25 protein-coding genes and 1 other annotated feature are annotated in these 22,222 nt (G+C 53.5%); of the genes, 8 read left to right on the top strand and 17 right to left on the bottom strand.

Annotated elements, in window-relative coordinates; translation table 11 throughout:
• The first annotated feature begins 208 nt into the window (after nucleotides 1-208).
• Nucleotides 209-1,036 carry a pyruvate, water dikinase regulatory protein gene (locus tag K5Y32_RS04440; RefSeq protein WP_222181894.1) on the top strand — a complete coding sequence of 276 codons (828 nt, stop codon included), beginning with the start codon at nucleotides 209-211 and terminating at the stop codon, nucleotides 1,034-1,036.
• A 195-nt stretch (nucleotides 1,037-1,231) separates the two neighbouring features.
• Nucleotides 1,232-2,278: a 3-deoxy-7-phosphoheptulonate synthase gene (locus K5Y32_RS04435; protein ID WP_101764565.1), complete on the top strand. Its 1,047-nt coding sequence runs from the start codon at nucleotides 1,232-1,234 to the stop codon at nucleotides 2,276-2,278.
• Between the two features lie 7 nt (nucleotides 2,279-2,285).
• Here K5Y32_RS04435 and K5Y32_RS04430 read toward each other — a convergent pair whose 3' ends face one another.
• The 16 genes from K5Y32_RS04430 to K5Y32_RS04355 all read right to left on the bottom strand — a co-directional run bounded on the left by K5Y32_RS04430 (nucleotide 2,286) and on the right by K5Y32_RS04355 (nucleotide 16,705).
• Nucleotides 2,286-3,725 (bottom strand): YdiU family protein, encoded by a 1,440-nt coding sequence (locus tag K5Y32_RS04430; RefSeq protein WP_222181893.1) that lies wholly within the window; start codon nucleotides 3,723-3,725, stop codon nucleotides 2,286-2,288.
• 98 nt (nucleotides 3,726-3,823) lie between these two features.
• Nucleotides 3,824-4,567: an EAL domain-containing protein gene (locus tag K5Y32_RS04425; RefSeq protein ID WP_222181892.1), complete on the bottom strand. Its 744-nt coding sequence runs from the start codon at nucleotides 4,565-4,567 to the stop codon at nucleotides 3,824-3,826.
• Between the two features lie 314 nt (nucleotides 4,568-4,881).
• Entirely contained in the window at nucleotides 4,882-5,340 is a 459-nt protein-coding gene (locus K5Y32_RS04420; RefSeq protein WP_101764568.1) for an NlpC/P60 family protein, read from the bottom strand.
• Between the two features lie 69 nt (nucleotides 5,341-5,409).
• A complete protein-coding gene (gene btuD / locus K5Y32_RS04415; RefSeq protein ID WP_222181891.1) occupies nucleotides 5,410-6,156 on the bottom strand; it encodes a vitamin B12 ABC transporter ATP-binding protein BtuD in 747 nt (248 codons plus the stop codon).
• Nucleotides 6,157-6,702: a glutathione peroxidase gene (locus K5Y32_RS04410; protein WP_222181890.1), complete on the bottom strand. Its 546-nt coding sequence runs from the start codon at nucleotides 6,700-6,702 to the stop codon at nucleotides 6,157-6,159.
• A gap of 39 nt (nucleotides 6,703-6,741) precedes the next feature.
• Nucleotides 6,742-7,725 (bottom strand): vitamin B12 ABC transporter permease BtuC, encoded by a 984-nt coding sequence (gene btuC, locus K5Y32_RS04405; RefSeq protein ID WP_222181889.1) that lies wholly within the window; start codon nucleotides 7,723-7,725, stop codon nucleotides 6,742-6,744.
• 90 nt (nucleotides 7,726-7,815) lie between these two features.
• Nucleotides 7,816-8,190: a DUF2502 domain-containing protein gene (locus K5Y32_RS04400; protein WP_222181888.1), complete on the bottom strand. Its 375-nt coding sequence runs from the start codon at nucleotides 8,188-8,190 to the stop codon at nucleotides 7,816-7,818.
• Nucleotides 8,191-8,381: 191 nt separating this feature from the next.
• Nucleotides 8,382-8,684 (bottom strand): integration host factor subunit alpha, encoded by a 303-nt coding sequence (ihfA, locus tag K5Y32_RS04395; RefSeq protein ID WP_007892687.1) that lies wholly within the window; start codon nucleotides 8,682-8,684, stop codon nucleotides 8,382-8,384.
• Between the two features lie 4 nt (nucleotides 8,685-8,688).
• Complete coding sequence (pheT, locus tag K5Y32_RS04390) at nucleotides 8,689-11,076, bottom strand: phenylalanine--tRNA ligase subunit beta (RefSeq protein WP_222181887.1); 2,388 nt, start codon at nucleotides 11,074-11,076, stop codon at nucleotides 8,689-8,691.
• Between the two features lie 14 nt (nucleotides 11,077-11,090).
• Nucleotides 11,091-12,074, bottom strand: coding sequence for a phenylalanine--tRNA ligase subunit alpha (gene pheS, locus K5Y32_RS04385; protein WP_154152484.1), 984 nt, complete (start codon nucleotides 12,072-12,074; stop codon nucleotides 11,091-11,093).
• A 71-nt stretch (nucleotides 12,075-12,145) separates the two neighbouring features.
• Nucleotides 12,146-12,271, bottom strand: a sequence feature (Phe leader region).
• Nucleotides 12,222-12,266 carry a pheST operon leader peptide PheM gene (gene pheM, locus K5Y32_RS04380; RefSeq protein WP_106120997.1) on the bottom strand — a complete coding sequence of 15 codons (45 nt, stop codon included), beginning with the start codon at nucleotides 12,264-12,266 and terminating at the stop codon, nucleotides 12,222-12,224. It overlaps the preceding feature by 45 nt.
• A 116-nt stretch (nucleotides 12,272-12,387) precedes the next feature.
• Nucleotides 12,388-12,744 (bottom strand): 50S ribosomal protein L20, encoded by a 357-nt coding sequence (gene rplT, locus K5Y32_RS04375; RefSeq protein ID WP_007892678.1) that lies wholly within the window; start codon nucleotides 12,742-12,744, stop codon nucleotides 12,388-12,390.
• Nucleotides 12,745-12,915: 171 nt separating this feature from the next.
• Nucleotides 12,916-13,113: a 50S ribosomal protein L35 gene (gene rpmI, locus K5Y32_RS04370; RefSeq protein ID WP_004157374.1), complete on the bottom strand. Its 198-nt coding sequence runs from the start codon at nucleotides 13,111-13,113 to the stop codon at nucleotides 12,916-12,918.
• Between the two features lie 99 nt (nucleotides 13,114-13,212).
• A complete protein-coding gene (gene infC / locus K5Y32_RS04365) occupies nucleotides 13,213-13,764 on the bottom strand; it encodes a translation initiation factor IF-3 (protein ID WP_036621995.1) in 552 nt (183 codons plus the stop codon).
• A complete protein-coding gene (thrS, locus tag K5Y32_RS04360; protein WP_222181886.1) occupies nucleotides 13,760-15,697 on the bottom strand; it encodes a threonine--tRNA ligase in 1,938 nt (645 codons plus the stop codon). Before thrS ends, infC begins: the two co-directional genes overlap by 5 nt.
• A 246-nt stretch (nucleotides 15,698-15,943) precedes the next feature.
• A complete protein-coding gene (locus K5Y32_RS04355) occupies nucleotides 15,944-16,705 on the bottom strand; it encodes a YdiY family protein (protein ID WP_101764576.1) in 762 nt (253 codons plus the stop codon).
• A gap of 331 nt (nucleotides 16,706-17,036) precedes the next feature.
• Here K5Y32_RS04355 and ghoS point away from each other — a divergent pair, with 331 nt between their 5' ends.
• Together ghoS and K5Y32_RS04345 are read left to right on the top strand one after the other, a co-directional pair.
• Nucleotides 17,037-17,327, top strand: coding sequence for a type V toxin-antitoxin system endoribonuclease antitoxin GhoS (gene ghoS / locus K5Y32_RS04350; protein ID WP_222181885.1), 291 nt, complete (start codon nucleotides 17,037-17,039; stop codon nucleotides 17,325-17,327).
• A gap of 89 nt (nucleotides 17,328-17,416) precedes the next feature.
• A complete protein-coding gene (locus tag K5Y32_RS04345) occupies nucleotides 17,417-18,310 on the top strand; it encodes a fructosamine kinase family protein (protein ID WP_110866013.1) in 894 nt (297 codons plus the stop codon).
• A gap of 4 nt (nucleotides 18,311-18,314) precedes the next feature.
• Here K5Y32_RS04345 and K5Y32_RS04340 read toward each other — a convergent pair whose 3' ends face one another.
• Entirely contained in the window at nucleotides 18,315-18,851 is a 537-nt protein-coding gene (locus tag K5Y32_RS04340; RefSeq protein WP_222181884.1) for a YniB family protein, read from the bottom strand.
• A 142-nt stretch (nucleotides 18,852-18,993) separates the two neighbouring features.
• On the opposite strand from K5Y32_RS04340, the gene hxpB reads away from it, so the two are divergent.
• From hxpB to K5Y32_RS04320, 4 genes are all read left to right on the top strand, one after another.
• The gene (gene hxpB / locus K5Y32_RS04335) at nucleotides 18,994-19,662 is read left to right on the top strand and encodes a hexitol phosphatase HxpB (protein ID WP_101764580.1); all 669 of its coding nucleotides are present in this window, start codon (nucleotides 18,994-18,996) and stop codon (nucleotides 19,660-19,662) included.
• A gap of 157 nt (nucleotides 19,663-19,819) precedes the next feature.
• A complete protein-coding gene (kduI, locus tag K5Y32_RS04330) occupies nucleotides 19,820-20,656 on the top strand; it encodes a 5-dehydro-4-deoxy-D-glucuronate isomerase (RefSeq protein ID WP_222181883.1) in 837 nt (278 codons plus the stop codon).
• Between the two features lie 13 nt (nucleotides 20,657-20,669).
• On the top strand, nucleotides 20,670-21,431 hold the full coding sequence (gene kduD, locus K5Y32_RS04325) for a 2-dehydro-3-deoxy-D-gluconate 5-dehydrogenase KduD (RefSeq protein WP_110866010.1): 762 nt from the start codon (nucleotides 20,670-20,672) through the stop codon (nucleotides 21,429-21,431).
• 140 nt (nucleotides 21,432-21,571) lie between these two features.
• On the top strand, nucleotides 21,572-22,162 hold the full coding sequence (locus tag K5Y32_RS04320; protein ID WP_222181882.1) for a metal-dependent hydrolase: 591 nt from the start codon (nucleotides 21,572-21,574) through the stop codon (nucleotides 22,160-22,162).
• Nucleotides 22,163-22,222: the final 60 nt, after the last annotated feature.

Raw genomic sequence — 22,222 nt, 5'->3', positions numbered from 1 at the left:
ACGCCGTCAAACTTTATTTCATGCGCGAAAAGGAAAATGCGCGAAAATAATGCTTTTCAAAACAGCATTTCATCTAATATTGATTATTCGCTGATTCATCTTTGTGAGCGCAATAGCGGACAATATGGATATTTCATTTTATTATTATTTAAAATGAAATATTACCATCGACAATTTGGGCATTGCCAGGCAAGAGGATATTTGCACTATGAACACTGAACGCAGCGTATTTTACATCTCTGATGGCACCGCCATTACCGCCGAAGTGCTGGGCCATGCGGTGTTGTCCCAGTTCCCGGTGATGACCCACACCGTGACGCTGCCATTTGTCGAGAATGTGCAACGCGCTCAGGCGGTTAAAGCGCAGATCAACGCGCTCTACCAGCAGAGCGGCGTGCGCCCGCTGGTGTTCTTCTCCATCGTCACACCCGACGTCCGTGAAATTATTCTCGAAAGCGAAGGCTTTTGTCAGGACATCGTGCAGGCGCTGGTAGCACCGTTGCAGAGCGAACTCGGCGTGGCGTCAATGCCGGTGGCGCACCGCACGCACGGTTTGACCGCCAGCAACCTCGGCAAATATGACGCGCGCATCGCCGCCATCGATTACACCCTTGCGCATGATGATGGCATTTCCCTGCGCGGCCTCGAAGATGCGCAGGTGATTCTGCTCGGCGTATCTCGCTGCGGGAAGACGCCCACCAGCTTGTATCTGGCAATGCAGTTTGGCGTGCGTGCCGCTAACTATCCGTTTATCGCCGATGATATGGATAACCTGAAACTGCCGCCGGCGCTGCGTGCACATCAGCATAAGTTGTTTGGTTTAACCATCGACCCGGAACGCCTGGCGGCGATTCGCCAGGAGCGCGCGGAAAATACCCGCTACGCTTCGTTGCGCCAGTGCCGTCTCGAAGTAGGCGAAGTGGAAGCGCTGTTCCGTACCAACCAGATTCGTTATCTCAACAGCACCAACTATTCGGTGGAAGAGATCGCCACCAAAATCCTCGATATCATGGGTCTGAGCCGCAGCATGTATTAGGTTTCTCTGCCGGTCGCCATAAATGGCGACCTCCCGCCACATACCTGGCCTGTATTGCAATCGTAAAGTCTGGCTTCCGTCTGGTTTTAAGACCTTTGTTTTTAGCAGGTTGAATTCGCAGGCTATTAGTTTATTGTGATCACCATCACTTCCCGGTATTTCACCGCTGCGAAGAACAAATTTTTGAGAATCTCAATGAACAAGACTGATGAACTGCGTACCGCGCGCATCGGTAGCCTGCTGACTCCGGCTGCGCTCGCGCATGAACACCCTATTTCGGCAGAGATTGCCGCCAACGTCACCGCTTCCCGCCAGCGCATCGCGCGCATTCTGACCGGTGAAGATCCGCGTCTGCTGGTGATTATTGGCCCTTGCTCGCTGCACGATCCTAAAGCGGCGATTGAGTATGCTGAACGTCTGAACGTGCTGCGTGAGCGCCATAAAGATCGTCTGGAAATCGTGATGCGTGCCTATTTCGAAAAACCGCGCACCGTGATTGGCTGGAAAGGCCTGATCTCCGATCCCGATCTGGATGGCAGCTACGATGTAAACCGCGGCATCGCCATTGCGCGCAAACTGCTGCTGGATATCAACGCGCTGGGCATGCCAACCGCCACTGAATTCCTCGATATGGTGATCGGCCAGTTTATTGCCGACTTAATCAGCTGGGGCGCGATTGGCGCGCGTACCACCGAAAGCCAGATTCATCGTGAAATGGCGTCAGCGCTCTCCTGTCCAGTCGGTTTCAAAAACGGCACCGACGGTAACGTGCAGATCGCGGTCGATGCGATTCGCGCCGCGCGTGCCAGCCACATGTTCCTGTCACCGGATAAAAACGGTCAGATGACCATCTATCAAACCAGTGGCAATCCGCATGGTCACGTGATCCTGCGCGGCGGTCGACAGCCGAACTATCACGCCGAAGATGTGGCGGCGGCAGCGGCCAATCTGCGCGACTTCAATCTGCCGGAGCAATTGGTGATCGACTTCAGCCACGGCAACTGCCTGAAGCAGCACGGTCGTCAGCGTGACGTTGCCGATGATGTGGCGGCGCAAATCCGTGCCGGATCGCGCGCGGTTGCGGGCGTGATGATCGAGAGTTTCCTGCAGGAAGGGAATCAGAAAGTGGTGAGCGGTGCGGCGCTGACCTATGGTCAGTCAATCACCGATCCGTGCCTCGGCTGGGAAGACAGCGCCGAGGTGCTGGCAAAACTGGCTGCCGCGGTCGACAGCCGTTTTTAATGCTGATCTAGCTGGAACAGCTCACTTCCAGCGTTTTGCCCCACTCTGGTGGCCGTTGGCGCAACTCTGCGCTGACGGCTACATCGCTAAACGGTTGCTGTAACGCGCTATGCAGCTTCGCTAACGCCGTGGTCTCGCCGTTCTCGACCTCTTCAATCACCTGCTGTGCCAGATAGTTGCGTAACACCAGCGCCGGATTAGCCGCTTTCATCACCGCCTGACGCTGCGCATCGCTGGCGTGGTCTTGCAACAAACGCTGGCGATAATCGCTGTACCAGCGATCAAAGGCCTCACGATCGATAAACTCATCACGCAACGGCGAACGGCTTTCATCTTGCTGCGTGTCGCTCAGCATGCGGAAGGTCAGCGTGTAATCACTGTGTTCCGCCGTCATCATCGACAGCAAGCCGGTCAGAAGCATGTTGTCATTGGCATCCGCCGTCAGCAAGCCGAGTTTGGCACGCATTTTCTCGCCCCAGACGCGCATCAGCTCACCTTCATAATGACCCAGCGCCTGCTTGATTTGCTCGGTGGTCATCAAGCCTGACAAGGCATGCGCCAGGCGATTGAGGTTCCACAAGCCTATCATCGGCTGATTTTCGAAAGCGTAGCGGCCCTGATAATCACTGTGATTGCAGATGTAATCCGGCTGATAGTCGTCGAGGAAACCGTAAGGGCCGTAGTCCAGCGTTAAGCCCAGAATCGACATGTTATCGGTGTTCATCACGCCGTGCGCAAAGCCAACGCTCTGCCAATGGGCGATCAGGCTCGCCGTGCGTTTAACGATATCGGTGAACCACAGCAGGTAACGATCCGCTTCATCCTTGAGCTGCGGCCAGTGATGGCGAATGGCGTAATCCGCCAGCTGGCGCACTTTGTCTTGTTCACCGCCGTAATAGAAATGCTCAAAATGACCGAAACGCAGATGGCTGTCGGCAATGCGCATCAGCATCGCACCGCGTTCCTGGGTTTCGCGTAGCACCGGCTCATCGCCAATGGCTAACGCCAACGCTCGCGTGGTGGGAATGCCAAGATGGTGCAGCGCTTCAGACGCGAGGAATTCGCGTACGCTGGAGCGGATCACCGCGCGTCCGTCGCCCATGCGCGAATAGGGCGTTAATCCGGCCCCTTTTAAGTGCCAGTCGAGCTTGCGGCCGTTGGCCAGCTGCTGTTCACCCAACAGAATGCCGCGCCCATCGCCCAACTGTCCGGCCCAGACGCCAAACTGATGGCCACTATAAACCTGCGCCAGCGGCGACATGCCGGGCAGCATTTCGCGTCCTGACCACACGCCATGCCCGCTGCCGGCGAACAGCGCATTGTCTAAACCCATCTCTTGTGCCAGCGGGGCATTGTGATAAAACAGCCGTCCGCCCGCTAATGGCGTTGGATCCAGCGCGGTGTAGAATCCGGGTAATTCTTGCTGCCAGCTATTGATAAATTGCATCGACACTCCGGAAGGTGCGCTTAAATCAGGCACCCGCAATGAGTTATAAGATAACAGAGAGTGTAACGCCGACGCGGCGCGGAAGACAGGCGAAAGGGTTACTGCTGCGAAGGCGTGTGTAAATTCAGGTCGGAATAGATGAGATCGTTAAGACGTTCAGCTTTCACCACCGGGAACAGGCTGCCTTGTAGCTGCGCACCACTCAACGTGGTCATCTTTTCCATCATGTGGTTATCGTCAATACCACAAATAATGATCTGGTCCGCAAAATCGGAAAAATTATTGATAACCGTCTGAATAAAAGGCGTAAACGAGGCGCGCTTGGCCAGGTTGTGAATAAAGGCTTTATCCAGTTTTAACACGCTAAACAGATTATCGTACACCGCGGTTGCCGGTGCTTTTCCTGCGCCAAATTGTGAAAGCGATAAACGAAATTCACTTTGTAATGCTGCGAGCAATGGATGGGATTTACCCAAAGATAATTGCGGAAACGTTTCGCTGATATCTAAAACAATAAAAGGGATTTGTCGGAATTTCCTTAACAGAAATTCGCTGGCTAAAAGTGTATTGGCCATAGAATCATCAATACGTACCAACGCGGTAATTTGATTAATCTCAAAAAAATCGCGGTACTTTTCCAGCAATGAAAGCTGGCTCTGCAGCAAACGTAATTGCTGCGCATCGTCCAATTGCGGCAACAGCAAATCCTGCGGCAGCGTAATAGGTGCGCTGTCGTGGACAAATTGCGTCACCAGCTCGACCGCAGTCAGCTGGCCCGCCAGAGAGTAAACTGGATAAAACCAGGTTTCCGACTGATAGTCGGCAGACAAATGGACTTTCATTTTTCAAGCCAGAAGCAATGGCAATTGGCGCATCGTATATCAACGAATTCTACCAGGCAATAGGACCAAACGTTTGAAGAGGTGCCGTTTTAGGTCTTATTACGCTGATTTAAGCCGCAAATAATACTTAAGCCAAATAAGCCGGGGTTAATGTCCATACCAATTAAATAAATTTAGCTTTATTATTAGTATTAAATCGATGGCAGGTAAAGTGCCATTTTAAATGATAGTTAAATATCGGCAGAATTCAGATTTAATTCAGGGTGAGATACACTTTCTTTTTTCGCGTCTTTATTAAGCGATAACAACGCTATTTAGATGCGACGCGCCTGCCAAAATACTTTACGCCAGTAAACATTATCCAGCGACGAGCGAATCACACCCTGGCTGGTCGAGGCGTGAATAAAGGTGTTGTCGGTATCGTAAATACCGACGTGCAAACCGTTTTCTCCGCTGCCGGTTTTGAAGAACACCAGATCGCCAGGCAGCAGATCGCCTTTGTCGATGCGCGTACCAATGTCGGTTTGATCAATGGTCGAGCGTGGCAGTTGCATATCGAATTTATCGCGGAAGGTGAGATAGACGAAGCCGGAACAATCCACGCCACCGCGGCTTAATCCGCCATAGCGATACGGCGTTCCCCGCCAGCGGCTCAGCTGATCGTTGAGTTGGGCAATCACGGTGATAGAGTCAGACAAACGGCCATTCGGCGGCGGTGCATGATGGCTACAGCCCGCCAGCAACAGTGCCAAAATCAAAATTGTCAGCCGCATCCGCCTTTTCCTCTCTCCCTCGTCCGGCAGACACTGTAGCGGCAAAGCGCCACGGCACGCAATCCTCTGTCAGGGAATAAACAGCAGCGGACCTTGTGCGGTATCAATTTGTTCAAACGGGGTTTGGTAAAGCGGCGCTAAATGCGCAGCGGTCAGCACCTCGCTGGCCCTGCCCTGACGGACAACCGCGCCTTGATGCATTAGCCACACGCGATCGGCATGGCGCAGGCTGTGGTTGAGATCGTGCCCGCTGGCAACAATCGCCAGGCCGCTGCAACACAGTTCAGCCAGCAGCTTATCGACCGAACGCTGTTGCGCCACGTCGAGTGCACTCATCGGCTCATCCAGTAGCAGGAGTTTGCCGCGTGGATTGACCGCCGGATGAACCTGCAACACCACGGCAGCCAACCGCACGCGTTGCCATTCGCCACCAGAAAGCTGCGTAAGACTGCGCGTCAGTTTGTCCTGCAGCGCTAACTGCGCGAGCACCTCTTGTAACACACAGTCTGTTTCCGCCGTTTGTGCGCTGATATGCATGCGTAAGTAATGCCACACCGGCATTTGTCCCGGTGCCATCTGCTGTTGCGGCAGCCAGCCGCGCAGCTGGGCCAATGCTGCACAGTTTAACGTTGACAGCGGCGCGCCATCCAGCAGAATGCTGCCCTGACTCGGCAACAAACCGGACAGCGCGTTGAGCAAGGTACTTTTGCCGGCGCCGTTCGGCCCCACCAGATGCACTAATTCACCGGCGTTAACGCTAAGTTCAACGGAAGCCAAACGCCCTGCGACGCTGGCTCCCTGACACTGCAATAGCATTTACTCGGCCAGCGCCTGCTCTACACTTTTCAGGATGATCGGATCGTCTGGCGTCATATCCGGTGAGAAGCGCGCAATCACTTTGCCCTGCTTATTAATAAGGAACTTCTCGAAGTTCCACAGGATATCGCCTGGCGCTTTCGGCGCACGGCCTTTGCTCTCCATACGCTCGAGGAAACCGCTGCCTTCCGGGCGTTGCGCCACTGGCTGCGCCGCCGTCAGCTGCGCATAGAGAGGATGACGATGCTCGCCGTTGACGTCGGTTTTATCAAACATTGGGAAAGTGACGCCGTAAGTGGTGCTGCAGAAGGTTTTGATCTCTTCGTTGCTGCCCGGCTCTTGCTCGAGGAACTGATTACACGGGAAGCCAAGCACGCTGAAATTCTTATCCTGCCAGGCTTTCTGCAGCGATTCTAACTGCTCATACTGCGCCGTCAGGCCACATTTGGATGCCACGTTTACTACCAGCAGCACCTTGCCTTCATAGGCCGCCAGCGTGGTTTTTTCACCGTCCAGCGTAACTAGTTCTGTTTGATAAATGCTCATAGTCGATTCCTGTTGTTGATAACAAGTTGCCAGCCGAAGCTAGCGCGAAGACTTCACTAATAACACGATAAACAGCGGCGCGCCGAGCGTGGCCGTTACCACGCCAATCGGCAGTTCGGCGGAGGTTAACACCAGCCGCGCAATAATATCCGCGCCAAGCAGCACTGCGGCACCGGCTAACGCCGCCGCAGGCAACAAATAACGATGATCGCTGAAACCGCTGAGACGCAACAAATGCGGGATCACCAAACCGACAAAGCCGATTGCCCCCGCCATCGCCACGCTCACGCCCACCAGCCAGCCCATCGCCAGCACCAGCAGGTTGCGCCACAGCAGCAGCGGTAATCCGAGCTGACGCGCCGAGGTTTCGCCCAGCGCCAGCAAATTCAGCGTGCGCGCGGTGGCGATCAGCAGCAGCGTAACCGGCAGCAGCGCCAGCATCATCCAGCCATAGCGCCAGTCGATGCCGCTAAAACCGCCCATCATCCAGTACATCAGCTGGCGCAGATCGAGGCTGGTGCTAAAGTACACCGCCCACGTCATGATGGCGCTACAGATAATGCCGAGCGCCACGCCGGTCAACAGCAAGCGGCTTACCGACAGTTGTTTGTGGGCGAAGTGCAGCAGAATCAGCGTGATCAGCAGCGCACCGGCCATGGCCGCCAGCGCTAAGCTCCATAGCGAGCCGTTACCGAGCATCACGCCTAATACCAGACCAATCCCCGCCCCGTTAGACACGCCAAGTAAGCCGGGTTCCGCCAGCGGATTGTTGAACAGCGCCTGCATCACTACGCCGCACACCGCCAGCGCTGCACCCACCAGCAGCACCGCCAGCGTGCGCGGCATGCGCAGCTGCCAGACGAACAGATCGCCTTCCGCCGAAAACCATTGTGTGGGGGAGATCCAGCTGTCGCCGGCACACAGGCTAAGCCCGATGAGCAGCAATAGCAGCGCAATGAGTGCGATGAGCCAGCGCTGGCTGCGGCGATTTGCCTGGGAAGCAAGCTGATCCAGCAGAGTCATAGATAAGATTGGCTGAGAAAACAGAGATTTGATTGTAGTGGGATTACAGCAAAAAGAAAGCGGCGCTGTGGAGGCGCCGCTGGAGAAGCCTTACTGATGCGGAGGGAGCGGCTGACCGTGATTATCACGCTTCTGCTGATTGTCACGCTGGTCGTGATGCTGCGGTTGCGGCTGACGCTGTGGCTGACGTTTGTCGTCGCGGTGCGGTCCATTGCCCGGATGCTGCGCCTGCCAGCCGTTACCGTTCCAGTAACCGTGCGGACCTTTGGTGCCGATGCGCTGGTTATGGTGCTGTTTCCACCACGTTGGCGCGCGCCAGTCGTAGCCATCCCAATAGTAGCCACGTTTATCCTGATCGCCGATATGAATCGAAACGCCCGGTGTATTGATGTTGACGGAAACATTGGCGCTAGCCAGCAGCGGCATGCCTAACAAGACACTTAATAAAATTGCTGTCTTTTTCATTATTCGAACCTTTTGCTCTGTGATGGCGCTGTTATAACAAAAGTGTTAATGCCGTCACTATCGGTGAGGACCGATTTTCGCCCTATTTTCCTGATACTTACTAAATCCTTACATCGTGAATAAATCGTGAGGAGCGGCCAGATTTAAGACAAAAAAAAAGGCCGCTAAGCGGCCTTTTTGTCGTACTGAAATTAGTCAGCATCCTTGGGTGTCGCGTTCTCGACGCGACTTTTCAACTTCTGTCCCGGACGGAATGTCACCACTCGGCGCGCGGTGATAGGAATATCTTCCCCCGTCTTCGGGTTACGGCCCGGACGCTGGTTTTTGTCACGCAGATCAAAATTACCAAATCCGGACAGTTTTACCTGTTCTCCGTTTTCCAACGCGCGGCGAACCTCTTCAAAAAAAAGTTCTACCAACTCTTTGGCATCGCGTTTGCTCAACCCGAGTTTTTCAAACAGGTACTCTGACATTTCAGCTTTTGTAAGCGCCATAGGTTCAATCCCTCAAGGTTGCCTGGAATCGCTCTTTTAATGCCGCAACGCATTTGGCAACGGTCGCGGCAATCTCCTCTTCTTCGAGTGTCCGGCTGGTATCCTGCAAAATCAGGCTAATCGCTAGGCTCTTTTCACCTTCGTTTACGCCCTTACCACGGTACACGTCAAACAAGTTTACGCCAACTACCTGATTTACGCCAACTTTCTTACACTCCGCAATGATATCTGCTGCAGGCACATTTTCAGCCACCACAACGGCGATATCACGACGGTTTGCCGGGAAGCGAGAAATCTCGCGCGCATCAGGCAGGACGCGGTCTGCGACCTTATTCCAAAGCAGTTCAAACACTAAGGTGCGACCATTCAGATCCAGCTTACGTTCCAGCTCTGGATGAACCACCCCGATAAATCCGATTCGTTCGCCGCATAAATAAATTGCGGCGCTTTGTCCTGGATGCAGCGCCGGATTGGCTTCCGCACGGAAGGAAATCTCATCAAGTTTACCAGTCAAATCCAGCAGCGATTCTAAATCGCCTTTCAAATCATAGAAGTCAACCGTCTGACGCGCCAGATCCCAATGCTCTTCAAAGCGATTACCGCTTAAAACGCCGGCCAGCATAAGATCCTGGCGGATACCCAGATCGGCCTGTGTATCAGGAACAAAGCGTAAACCGCTTTCAAACAGGCGTACGCGGCCCTGCTGACGGTTTTGGTTATACACCACCGCGCCCAGCAAACCGGTCCACAGCGACAGGCGCATTGCCGACATATCGCTGGATATTGGGCTGGGCAGGATCAGCGCCTCTTCGCCCGGATGCAGCAACTGTTGCAGTTTTGGATCAACGAAGCTGTAAGTAATCGCTTCCTGATAACCTTTATCTACCAACAGATTTTTCGCACGCTTCAGCGACAGGTCGGCTTCACGATGCTGCGTCATGATCAGGTTGGCTTTCACCGGCACATCAGGGATGTTGTTATAGCCGTAAACGCGCGCCACTTCTTCGACCAGATCTTCTTCGATAGCCATATCGAAACGCCAGCTTGGCGCAACGGCTTGCCACTCACCTGCACCAACTTTAACTTCGCAACCGAGACTCGTCAGGATGTCAGTAACCTGTTCGTCAGCAATGACATGGCCAATCAGGCGATCGAGCTTTTCACGGCGCAGCGTGATAGTGGCGCGTGGCGGCAGCGCGCTCGCGTCAGTTTGGTCGATAACCGGGCCCGCTTCGCCGCCACAGATGTCGAGCAACAGCTGCGTCGCGCGTTCAATCGCTTTGTGCTGCAGTGCCGGATCGACACCACGCTCGTAACGATGTGATGCATCGGTATGCAGGCCTTGACGGCGAGCGCGGCCGGTAATCGCCAGCGGATCAAAGTAGGCGCATTCGAACAGCACATTTTGCGTCTCTTCGTTGACACCCGAATGCTCGCCACCAAAGATGCCGCCCATCGCCAGCGCTTTGTGGTGATCGGCAATCACCAGCGTGTCGCTGCTGAGTTTAGCTTCGGTACCATCCAGCAGCGTCAGCACTTCGCCCTCTTCTGCCATACGCACCACGATGCCGCCGTCGATGCGGTCGAGATCGAAGGCATGCATCGGCTGGCCAAGCTCCAGCAGTACAAAGTTGGTGATATCGACCACCGGATCGATTGAGCGAATACCGCAACGACGCAGCTTCTCACGCATCCACAATGGCGTAGCGGCTTTGACGTTGACACCTTTCACCACGCGGCCAAGGTAGCGCGGGCACGCGGCGGTGGCATCAACGCGAATCGGGATGGTATCGTTGATGGTGGCTTTTACCGGCTCAATCGCGGGCGCCGTCAGCGGCAAACCGTTCAAAACTGCTACATCACGCGCAATCCCAATGATGCCCAGGCAATCGGCGCGGTTTGGCGTGACGCTGATTTCAATGGTGTTGTCATCCAGTTGCAGATAGCTGCGGATGTCGGTGCCAATTGGCGCATCGGCTGGCAGCTCAATGATGCCATTGTGATCGTCGGAAATACCCAGCTCAGAGAAGGAGCACAGCATGCCTTCAGACGGTTCGCCACGCAGTTTTGCTGCTTTGATTTTGAAATCGCCCGGCAGCACAGCGCCAACGGTCGCCACCGCCACTTTCAGGCCCTGACGGCAGTTTGGCGCGCCGCAGACGATATCCAACAGGCGATCGCCACCGACGTTGATTTTAGTGACGCGCAGTTTGTCGGCGTTCGGATGCTGGCCGCACTCAACCACTTCACCCACCACAACACCGTTGAAAGCGCCGGCAACCGGATCCACGCCGTCCACTTCAAGGCCGGCCATGGTGATTTGCTCAGACAGCGCAGCGCTGTCCAGGGCTGGATTTACCCATTCGCGTAACCAGAGTTCACTGAATTTCATTGGATAACCTGCCCTTATTTAAATTGTTTGAGGAAACGTAAATCATTTTCGAAGAAGGCGCGCAGATCGGTCACACCGTAGCGCAGCATGGTGAGACGCTCCATGCCCATGCCAAACGCAAAGCCTGAATAAATTTCCGGATCGATGCCAACATTGCGTAATACGTTCGGATGCACCATGCCGCATCCCAGCACCTCCAGCCACTTGCCGTTTTTACCCATCACATCCACTTCAGCGGATGGTTCGGTGAACGGGAAGTAAGAAGGACGGAAGCGAATTTGCAAATTCTCCTCGAAGAAGTTGTTCAGGAAATCGTGCAGCGTGCCTTTCAGGTTGGTAAAGCTGATGTCTTTATCGACAATCAAACCTTCCATCTGATGGAACATCGGCGTGTGCGTCTGATCGTAATCGTTACGATAAACACGGCCTGGCGCGATAATGCGGATCGGCGGCTGCTGGTTTTTCATGGTGCGAATCTGCACGCCTGAGGTTTGGGTGCGCAGCAAACGCGTGGCATCGAACCAGAAGGTGTCGTGATCGGCACGTGCCGGGTGATGGCCCGGAATGTTTAGCGCATCAAAGTTGTGGTAATCGTCTTCAATTTCCGGACCTGTCACTACCGCGAAACCCAGTTCGCCGAAGAAGGTTTCGATACGGTCGATAGTGCGGGTCACCGGATGCAAGCCGCCATTCTCAACGCGGCGGCCAGGCAGCGACACGTCGATGGTTTCCGCAGCCAGACGCGCATTCAGCTCGGCGCTTTCCAGCGTATCTTTGCGCGCGGTAAGGCGATCCTGCACTTGCTGTTTAGCATCGTTGATGACCGCACCCGCTGCCGGACGCTCTTCTGCTGGCAGTTCACGCAGGGTGGTCATTTGCAGCGTCAGATGCCCTTTCTTACCCAGAAATTCGACGCGCACGGCGTCCAGAGCAGCGATATCCGCCGCCTCGTCGATGGCGGCCGTGGCACGAGCCACCAGGTCTGCGAGTTGGGACATGATTTCCTCTTCTTCCAGCCGGGCTGGTCAGTTCTCGTTGGGATCAGCTGATCCGATTAAGTGTCGCCAGAAACAAAAAAGCCTCCACGAGGGAGGCTTTCAGCGCGATTTTTCGTTTCTTTTCTTATGCGCAAAAGCCCCTGATGTTCAGGCGCTAAAGTAAAAAAAGAAACGGAAAATAGCAGCATTCATGCTTGCGTTACCTTGTCATATTTAGAAACCGCACTATTGAAATGCGCAGCGGCCAAAATGTCAATCTTTTGCGTGAGTTGCGGGTAATAAAAAAGGGAGCAAGCTCCCTTTTTCAACCGACTTACGCCAGAGCTGATTTTGCTTTTTCAACAAGTGCAGTAAATGTCACTTTGTCGAATACAGCGATGTCAGCCAGAATCTTACGGTCGATTTCAATAGAGGCTTTTTTCAGGCCATTGATGAAACGGCTGTAAGAGATACCGTTCTGACGAGCCGCAGCGTTGATACGCGCGATCCACAGTTGACGGAACTGACGCTTACGTTGACGACGGTCACGGTAAGCATACTGACCAGCTTTGATAACAGCCTGGAAGGCAACGCGGTATACACGTGAACGTGCACCATAGTAGCCTTTAGCTTGTTTTAAGATTTTCTTATGACGTGCGCGAGCAATTACACCACGTTTAACGCGAGCCATGTTAGCTCTCCTATATCATATTCTGTGATTTCCCTTCATCTTTCGTGCCGCAGCGGCGTTGGCTGTCTTCATTCATCCCAGTCACTTACTGATGTAAGTTCAGGGATTCATTCAGTTGCCGCCTTGCTGCAACCCGAAATCTTTCGGGGAATTAAACTAAAAAAAATTTACTTATGCGTACGGCAGGCAGGCAATAACCAGACCCAGATCGCCTTTAGACACCATGCCTTTCGGACGCAGGTGACGTTTACGCTTAGTAGACTTTTTAGTCAGAATATGACGCAGGTTCGCGTGCTTACGCTTGAAGCCGCCAGAAGCGGTCTTCTTGAAGCGCTTAGCGGCGCCACGTACAGTTTTAATCTTTGGCATTTTTACAAATATCCACTTCGCATTGTTAATAAAATGAATCAGACAGGCGAATAAAAATCCGCACAACGCAAGCGCTGCGCGGCATTATTACTTGAAGGCCTACTGTTTCTTCTTAGGAGCGAGCACCATGATCATCTGACGACCTTCGATCTTCGAAGGGAAGGATTCGACAATCGCCAGATCCATGTCTTCACACAGATCTTTACGGACGCGGTTAAGCACTTCCATACCGATCTGCTGGTGCGCCATCTCACGACCGCGGAAACGCAGCGTGATTTTGGCTTTATCACCCTCTTCCAGAAAGCGAATCAGGTTGCGTAGTTTGACCTGATAGTCGCCATCATCGGTACCAGGACGGAATTTGATTTCCTTGACCTGGATAACTTTCTGCTTCTTCTTCTGTTCCTTAGAAGACTTGCTTTTTTCATAAAGGAACTTGCCGTAATCCATGATACGGCAAACCGGCGGTTCGGCGTTCGGGCTGATTTCAACTAAATCTACGCCGGCTTCTTCAGCTTTCTCAATGGCTTCACGCAGGGTGACAATGCCAAGTTGCTCGCCGTCTACGCCAGTTAAGCGCACTTCGGTGGCACGGATTTCGCCGTTGATACGGTTCGGACGTGTTGGTTGTACTCGTTTTCCGCCTTTAATAACCTGTTTCCTCTAATTGGTGAAGATGTCGGCTGCGAATCTCTTGTTGCAGCTTCTCAACAAACACATCTACGTCCATGCTCCCAAGGTCTTTACCACGGCGGGTGCGCACGGCAACTTTGCCTGCTTCCACCTCTTTGTCACCGCAAACCAGCATATAAGGGACGCGACGTAATGTGTGCTCGCGGATTTTAAAGCCTATCTTCTCGTTTCTCAAGTCTGCTTTGACACGAATGCCAGCATTCTGCAATTTCTTCGTCAATTCACTGACGTATTCTGACTGACTGTCGGTGATATTCATCACCACAGCCTGCACCGGCGCCAGCCAACTCGGGAAGAATCCAGCGAATTCTTCGGTCAGGATGCCGATAAAGCGCTCCATTGAACCGAGAATTGCGCGATGGATCATTACCGGTGTCTGGCGGTCGTTGTTTTCGCCGACAAAAGTCGCGTCCAGACGCTTCGGCAGGGAGAAGTCTAGCTGAACGGTACCACACTGCCAGGCGCGGTCGAGACAATCGTACAGGGTAAACTCAATTTTAGGGCCGTAGAAGGCACCTTCTCCCGGCTGATATTCGAATGGAATATCATTCTCTTTCAGCGCTTCTGCCAAATCCACTTCCGCACGATCCCACATTTCGTCGTTACCGATACGTTTTTCCGGACGGGTCGACAGCTTCACCACGATTTTTTCAAAACCGAAGGTGCTGTACATGTCGTATACCATGCGGATACAGCTGTTCACCTCATCACGTACCTGATCTTCGGTACAGAAGACGTGAGCATCATCCTGGGTAAAGCCGCGCACGCGCATCAGACCATGCAAGGCACCTGATGGCTCGTTACGATGGCAGCTACCAAACTCCGCCATACGCAGCGGCAGGTCGCGGTAGGATTTCAGACCCTGATTAAAGATCTGAACGTGGCCTGGGCAGTTCATCGGCTTGATGCAATATTCACGGTTCTCTGAAGAGGTGGTGAACATGGCTTCTTTATAGTTCTCCCAGTGCCCGGTTTTCTCCCACAGCACGCGGTCCATCATGAACGGACCTTTCACTTCCTGATAGTCGTACTCTTTCAGCTTGGTACGCACAAACACTTCCAGCTCGCGGAAGATGGTCCAGCCGTCATTGTGCCAGAACACCATGCCCGGTGCTTCTTCCTGCATGTGGTAGAGATCGAGCTGCTTACCGATTTTACGGTGATCGCGCTTCGCCGCTTCTTCCAGACGCTGCAGATAGGCAGCCAGCTGCTTTTTATCCGCCCAGGCCGTACCGTAAATACGCTGCAGCATTTTGTTGTCGCTGTTGCCGCGCCAGTAAGCCCCGGAGATTTTCTGCAGTTTGAAGTGATGGCAGAAACGCATGTTCGGCACGTGCGGACCGCGGCACATGTCGATGTATTCTTCATGTTGATACAGGCCAGGACGATCGTCGTGGCTGATGTTCTCGTCAAGAATGGTGGTTTTGTAGCTTTCGCCACGCTCAGCAAACACGTCACGTGCTTCCTGCCAGCTCACCTTTTTCTTCACCACATCGTAGTTGGTTTCAGCCAGCTGGTGCATACGCTTTTCCAGCAGCTCAAGATCTTCCTGGGTTAAGGTATGTTCCAGGTCAACGTCATAATAGAAACCGTTATCAATCACCGGGCCGATCGCCATTTTGGTGTTTGGCCACAGCTGCTTAATCGCATGCCCTAACAGGTGCGCGCAAGAGTGACGAATGATTTCTAAACCGGCGTCGTCTTTAGCGGTAATAATCGCGACCTGAGCGTCCTCGGTGATCGGATCAACCGCATCAACCAATTCGCCATTCACGCGACCCGCGATGCAGGCTTTCGCCAAACCCGGTCCAATATCCAACGCAATATCCATCACGCTGACCGGACGGTCAAAGCTGCGCTGGCTGCCATCAGGAAGAGTAATTACTGGCATTTCATATCCTTAATTGCAGTGGTAAGCCACACGAAAGCCTACATGCAAAAATGAGTTTCATAGTGTGTAACCCGGCGTGATGTCAGACCCACGTTGTCGGAATGACGCCAGGAATGTAAAGCGGCGATGATAATAGCAGCTTTCGCCGCCGATCAAAACCCGTGCAGAGATTCGCTAAGCTAAAGAGAAATAAAAAAAACCGCTGCGAGGCACAGGCCTGGCAGCGGTGATTCACATCCGTCTCGCTTACATTGAGTATGAGAGCTGGATCGTAGTTTTGGTATCGGTACGATCCGGCGCAGATTCTGGCGGATTATTGTTCCAGGTCACGTTGTAGCCCAGCTTCAGCGCGAAATGGGCATTGATGGCCACCTGCAGCGCGGTTTCTGAGTTCAGTGTGGTGTCTTCACCAAAGCTGCTCAGCACAGAAACACCCTGGATAAATTTGGTGGTATCTGTCAGCTGCCATTGATAGCTCACTGCACCATAACCCAATGCTTTGGTTTCATGGCCGCCATCATGGAAATCGTCGTAACGCACACCCGGACCGAATTCAGCACGCAGTGAGTGAACCGGGCCGCTGAGGATCTGACGACCGTAACCGGCGGTCAGCACATCGCGTGAGTCATAACCGTTGAAACGGTCGCTTAGCCAGCTTGCCTGGCCAAACAGGTAATCAGCGCTATTGAGGTTATAGCGGCTACGGCCACCGATATTGTAAGTCTCAGATGAACGCTCATCGTTTGAGGAGTTGTTTGCGGCGTTGCCCCACAGACTCAATGCGGTATTGGTTTGATACCACGTCATATTGGTAGACGCACTCAGCGAAGAACTGGTGGTGTTTCCAGTTTGAGCCAGGTAACCCGCTGACGCGCTGCCTTCAAACGGCTTTTTCGCCGTTGCAGGGTCATCCATGGAGGTGAAAACGGCGTTATCTGCAAAGGCCTGGTGACAAAATGCTCCAGCAGAGAGCAATAAAACAGCGGACAGCTTGTTAAAGGCTTTCATTAAAAGTAATCCGTACGACAGTTTAAAAAACGAAGAGTCTGAAGCGTTTCTCCGGCCAATCAATGCAATTTACCGTAAGTTTTGTAAAAAAGTATGTATCCGCATAAAAAACCAGGAAAGCCGCTGGACCGCTCTTTTAATGGGACTTTTCCCATTTTCGCTGCGCATTATAGGGGGCAATTACTCAAATAGCAGCCTGAAGGCTACAAGATTTTTCTGAACTCTTTTGACAAAGCTTTACCTGCTATTTTAACTACTGAATTGGCTAAAATTCGCTCTATACAGCGCGCTGGTCTACGCTGAAATCTGTTCGATAACAATGAGGTGAATAATGAGTGACCATGATGTCAAACGTTACATTGTCACGTTGAAATATCAGGAAAGTGGACTCGGCGACGTGCAGTCAGTGGACAGCGCGATGATCAATGGCGGATACAGCACCACCTTAAGCGATGATAAAGGTCATCCACATGAGTTGGGCACCAATAGCTTCGGCATTGTCAGCGCGTTAGAGGAGCATGAAATAGCAGAGCAAGCCGCGGGATATGCCCAAATCGCGCTCGATCATAAACCTGAGGTCACCGTCATCACGTTAGAGGGGTTTCTGAAACAACAATCCTGACGCAGTGCAAAAAACGGCATCGACGCCAGGTTTGCTCAGGTTTTGCGCGTTACAATCGAACTCACGCAGCGAACAAAGAGGATTACCCGATGTGGTCAGCCATTAGTCGTCTGTTAAGCGAGTACGCCGGTGATGCCGAAATCACCGACCGTCAGGAACTTCCCGGTGGCGATGTCCATCCCGCCTGGCGCATCCGCTATGGCGAGTTGGATGTGTTCGTCAAATGTAACACCCGCGATATGCTCACCTTGTTCAGTTGGGAAGCCGATCAACTCGACCTGCTGGCGCGCACGCAAACCGTTCGCGTCCCGAAAGTGTATGGCGTTGGCAATGATCGTGATACCAGCTTCCTGCTGCTGGAATATATTCCGCCTCATCCCTTTACCGCACAGAGCGCTTTCCAGCTCGGCCAGCAGTTGGCGCATCTACACCAATGGAGCGAGCAACCGCAATTTGGTCTCGATTTCGACAACAACATCACCACCTCACCTCAGCCGAATAGCTGGTTACGCCGCTGGTCAGTGTTCTTCGCTGAGCAGCGCATCGGCTGGCAGCTGCAACTGGCCGCAGAAAAAGGCGTGCACTATGGCGATACCGAACTGATTGTTGATTGTGTGCAGCGCACGTTAGCCAACCACCATCCGCAACCTTCTTTATTACACGGCGATTTGTGGCCCGCCAACTGCGCCGGCAGCGCAGAGGGTCCGTGGTTGTTTGATCCCGCCTGCTATTGGGGTGATCGCGAGTGCGATTTAGCGATGCTGAGTTACTACGCCGATTTGCCGCGCCAGATCTATGATGGCTACCAGGCTGTTTGGCCACTGGAAGACGGATTCTCGCAGCGTCAGCCGGTGTATCAGCTCTATTACCTGCTGAATCGCGCCAATGTTTTCGGTGGCAACTGGACGGGCGAAGCGCAGTTCGCCATCGGCCAGTTGTTAGATGAAGATGTGTTGGGCGAACGTCAGGCCAGACCGGCCTGACGCGTTACAGCATGCCGAGCAGTTTCAGCACAAAGTAGCCCGCGATAGCGATAATGATCGGCAGGATATAGAGCGGGAAAATCTGCAAGAAAATGGTGTGACGCGGGATGTGGATTTTCTCTTCCAGCTGCGCTCGCGTGCGCCCTTCACTGCCTTTGGCCTGTTCCATGATCAGCTGATCTTCAATTCCCTCTTTAATATGGCGCGACTGACGCCACATGCGCGCACCTGAAGCCTGCAGCGCAATGCCGATAAAGATCAGGATGTACATCAGCCAAAACCCGATATTCGCGCCACCGTTAAATTCCGGCACCGGAGAGTTCTGCCAAAACACATAGAGAAACGGCGTATTGAACTTCACCATGTCGACCATGACATGCACAAAATCGAGCATCACGGCATCGATGCCCGGCTGCTTTTCACTGTGCTTAAACATAAAGCCCAGCAGCGAAATAATCGTGGATAACAATGCGGGTATAAAAATCACCCAGCCAGCCACTCGCTTAAGGATGGCGATGCGGCCAGCCTGTTGGTAAGTCATGGTGTCTCCCTGAACCAAAAATAGTTTTGCATAAGTCTACCTGCACTACTGCAATTTTTCCTGAAAAATGCGTGGCCTGCCGCAAGTCGGCTTTATCCGGCTCTCGTGCTATGGTAAGCCAAATTTCTAAGGGAGCAGTTATATGTCATATCGTCGTCCTGTATTGGCCGCCATCTTTGATATGGATGGATTGTTGATCGACTCAGAACCGCTGTGGGATCGCGCGGAACTGGATATTTTCGCCAGCCTTGGCGTGGATATCACCCGCCGCCACGAGTTGCCCGATACACTGGGTCTGCGCATCGATCAAACCGTGCGCATGTGGTTTGAAGCGCTGCCGTGGAGCGGTCCGGATCAACAGGAAGTGACGCAACGCATCATCGCCCGCGCGCTGGCGCTGGTGGAAGAGACGCGTCCGCTGCTGCCTGGCGTGGAGCAGGCGCTGCAACTGTGCCAGCAGCAAGGTTTGAAAATCGGCCTCGCCTCCGCCTCGCCGCTGCACATGTTGGAGCGAGTGCTGGAGATGTTTGACCTGCGCAAATACTTTGATGTGCTGGCGTCCGCGGAAGCGCTGCCGTACAGCAAGCCGCATCCGCAGGTCTATCTCGACGCCGCAGCCAAACTGGGGATCGATCCGCTTAACTGCGTCACGCTGGAAGATTCTTTCAACGGCATGATCGCTACCAAAGCCGCACGCATGCGTTCAATTGTGGTGCCGGCGGCCGAGCATCGTGAAGATGCGCGTTGGGCGCTGGCCAATGTGATTCTTGATGATTTAACCCAGCTCAAACCCGAACATCTGCACGGTTAATCGCAGCCCGCTTAACGCGGGCTTTTTTATGCAACTTGATCGCGCACGCAAATAAATAAAACATCGTTTCATTTTTATTGAATTCACATCTCATCCTGCCTAAGATGCCCAAAGACCCGCATCGGGACCACTTCCTTTGACTCTTAAGAGGCCTGAGATGGACATTCGTCAAAGCATTCATAGCGAGCATGCCAAAACCCTGGACACGGACGGCTTACGCCGTGAGTTTCTGATCGACAAGATTTTCGACGCCGACAATTACACCCTCACTTACAGCCATATCGATCGCATCATTATCGGCGGCGTGATGCCGGTGCAGAAACCGGTAACTATCGGCCATGAAGTGGGTAAGCAGCTGGGCGTAAGTTACTTTCTCGAACGCCGCGAACTCGGCGTAATCAACATCGGTGGACCCGGGGTGATTGAAGTGGATGGCAAAACCTGGGAGATTGGTCAGCAGGAAGCGTTGTATGTCGGACAAGGCGCGCAGAGCGTGATTTTCCGCAGCAGCGATGCCAGCCGCCCGGCGAAGTTTTACTACAATAGCGCGCCGGCACACACCCATTATCCAGACAAAAAAATCACCCTCGACGAGGCAGTGAAAGCCACGCTCGGCGACGCGGCCACCTCGAACCGCCGCACCATTAACAAATTCATCGTGCCCGACGTGTTGCCAACCTGCCAGTTAACCATGGGATTAACCCGCCTTGATGACGGCAACTTGTGGAACACCATGCCGTGTCACACCCACGAACGTCGCATGGAAGTCTATTTCTATTTCGACATGGCCGACGACAGCGCCGTGTTCCACATGATGGGCCAGCCGCAGGAGACGCGTCATCTATTAGTCCATAACGAGCAAGCGGTGATTTCACCGAGCTGGTCGATTCACGCGGGCGTGGGAACGCAGCGCTATACCTTTATCTGGGGCATGGTGGGCGAAAACCAGGTATTTGATGACATGGACCACGTCAACATCAGCGCACTGCGCTAACAAGGAGCGAATCATGATACTCAACGCATTTAATCTTGCAGGCAAAATCGCGCTGGTCACCGGCTGCAATACCGGTTTAGGACAAGGTATGGCGCTGGGTCTGGCACAGGCGGGATGTGATATTATTGGCGTTAACCGCGCCGGACCGGATGATACGCAGGCCAAAGTTGAGGCATTAGGCCGCCGTTTTTGGTCAATTCAGGCCGATCTGACCAAGCCATCCATCGTGCCGCAAATTGTTGAACAGGCGGTGGCGCAGGCCGGTCGCATCGACATTCTGGTGAATAACGCCGGCATCATTCGCCGCGAAGATGCACTCAACTTCAGCGAGCAGGATTGGGATGATGTGATGAACATCAACAGCAAAAGTCTGTTCTTCCTGTCACAGCAGGTCGCCCGGCAGTTTATCGCGCAAGGCAATGGCGGCAAGATCATCAATATCGCCTCGATGCTGTCGTTCCAGGGCGGCATTCGCGTGCCTTCTTATACCGCATCAAAAAGCGCAGTGATGGGGTTAACCCGTTTGATGGCCAACGAATGGGCGAAGCACGGCATCAATGTTAACGCCATTGCACCGGGCTACATGGCCACCAATAACACGGAACAGCTGCGCAGCGATGAGTCACGCAACGAGGAGATTTTAGGCCGCATTCCATCAGGTCGCTGGGGCATCCCGGACGACATGATGGGCCCGATTGTGTTCCTCGCCTCCAGTGCCTCCGACTATGTGCAAGGTTATACGTTGGCCGTCGACGGCGGATGGTTAGCGCGCTAGGCTAACCCGTTCTTTTCCCGCGTCATTGTGACGCGGGAAAGTGAAAAATATTAACGCTTCGTTACAGCGTCACCATTCTCATTCACTGGATAAATCCCTATACTGGATGCATCGACAGTTTTATGCAGCCAGGTTTCATCATGACGGCCGAAGGCCATATCATTTTTGCCATTGCCAGCGCCATTTTTGCCAAGCGCGCGGAGCTGACGCCAGTATTGGCCAGCGCCGACTGGTGGCATTTAGTGCCTGCTGCGCTGTTAACCTGCCTGCTGCCCGATATCGATCACCCTAAATCCGTGCTTGGCCAGCGCTTAAGGTGGCTATCGCATCCCATCGCCCGCATCTTTGGTCATCGCGGTTTTACCCACAGTTTGCTGGCGGTGGCGGTGAGTTTGTGGCTATTCCAGATCAATGTGCCCGCCGACTGGTTTCTTCCCGCCGACGTACTGCAAGGCATGACGCTCGGCTATCTCAGCCATATTGTCGCCGATATGCTCACGCCCGCCGGCGTGCCGCTGCTGTGGCCCTGCCGCTGGCGCTTCCGTTTGCCCATCCTGAATAGTCAAAAAGGTAACCAGCTGGAGCGAGCACTTTGCCTGGCGCTGGTCGGTTATGCGTTATGGTTCCCGCCCGGCATGCCCTCTTTTGGTGCCAACGGCTGGCCGGAGCAACTGTTCAATACACTACAAAATGGCGTCGGTCGGTTGGTTAATGGCCAAAGCGGTCAATAAGCAGCCGAATCAAGCGATAAAGTTATAAAGCATTCTTTTTGGGTATAAGCCCGCCCCACG

This window comes from Pantoea sp. DY-15, from assembly GCF_019795935.1.
GTDB classification, from domain to species: Bacteria; Pseudomonadota; Gammaproteobacteria; order Enterobacterales; family Enterobacteriaceae; genus Pantoea; species Pantoea leporis.
The sequence above is the reverse complement of the archived record's forward strand: the minus strand, read 5'-3'. Positions and strand labels throughout refer to the sequence as shown.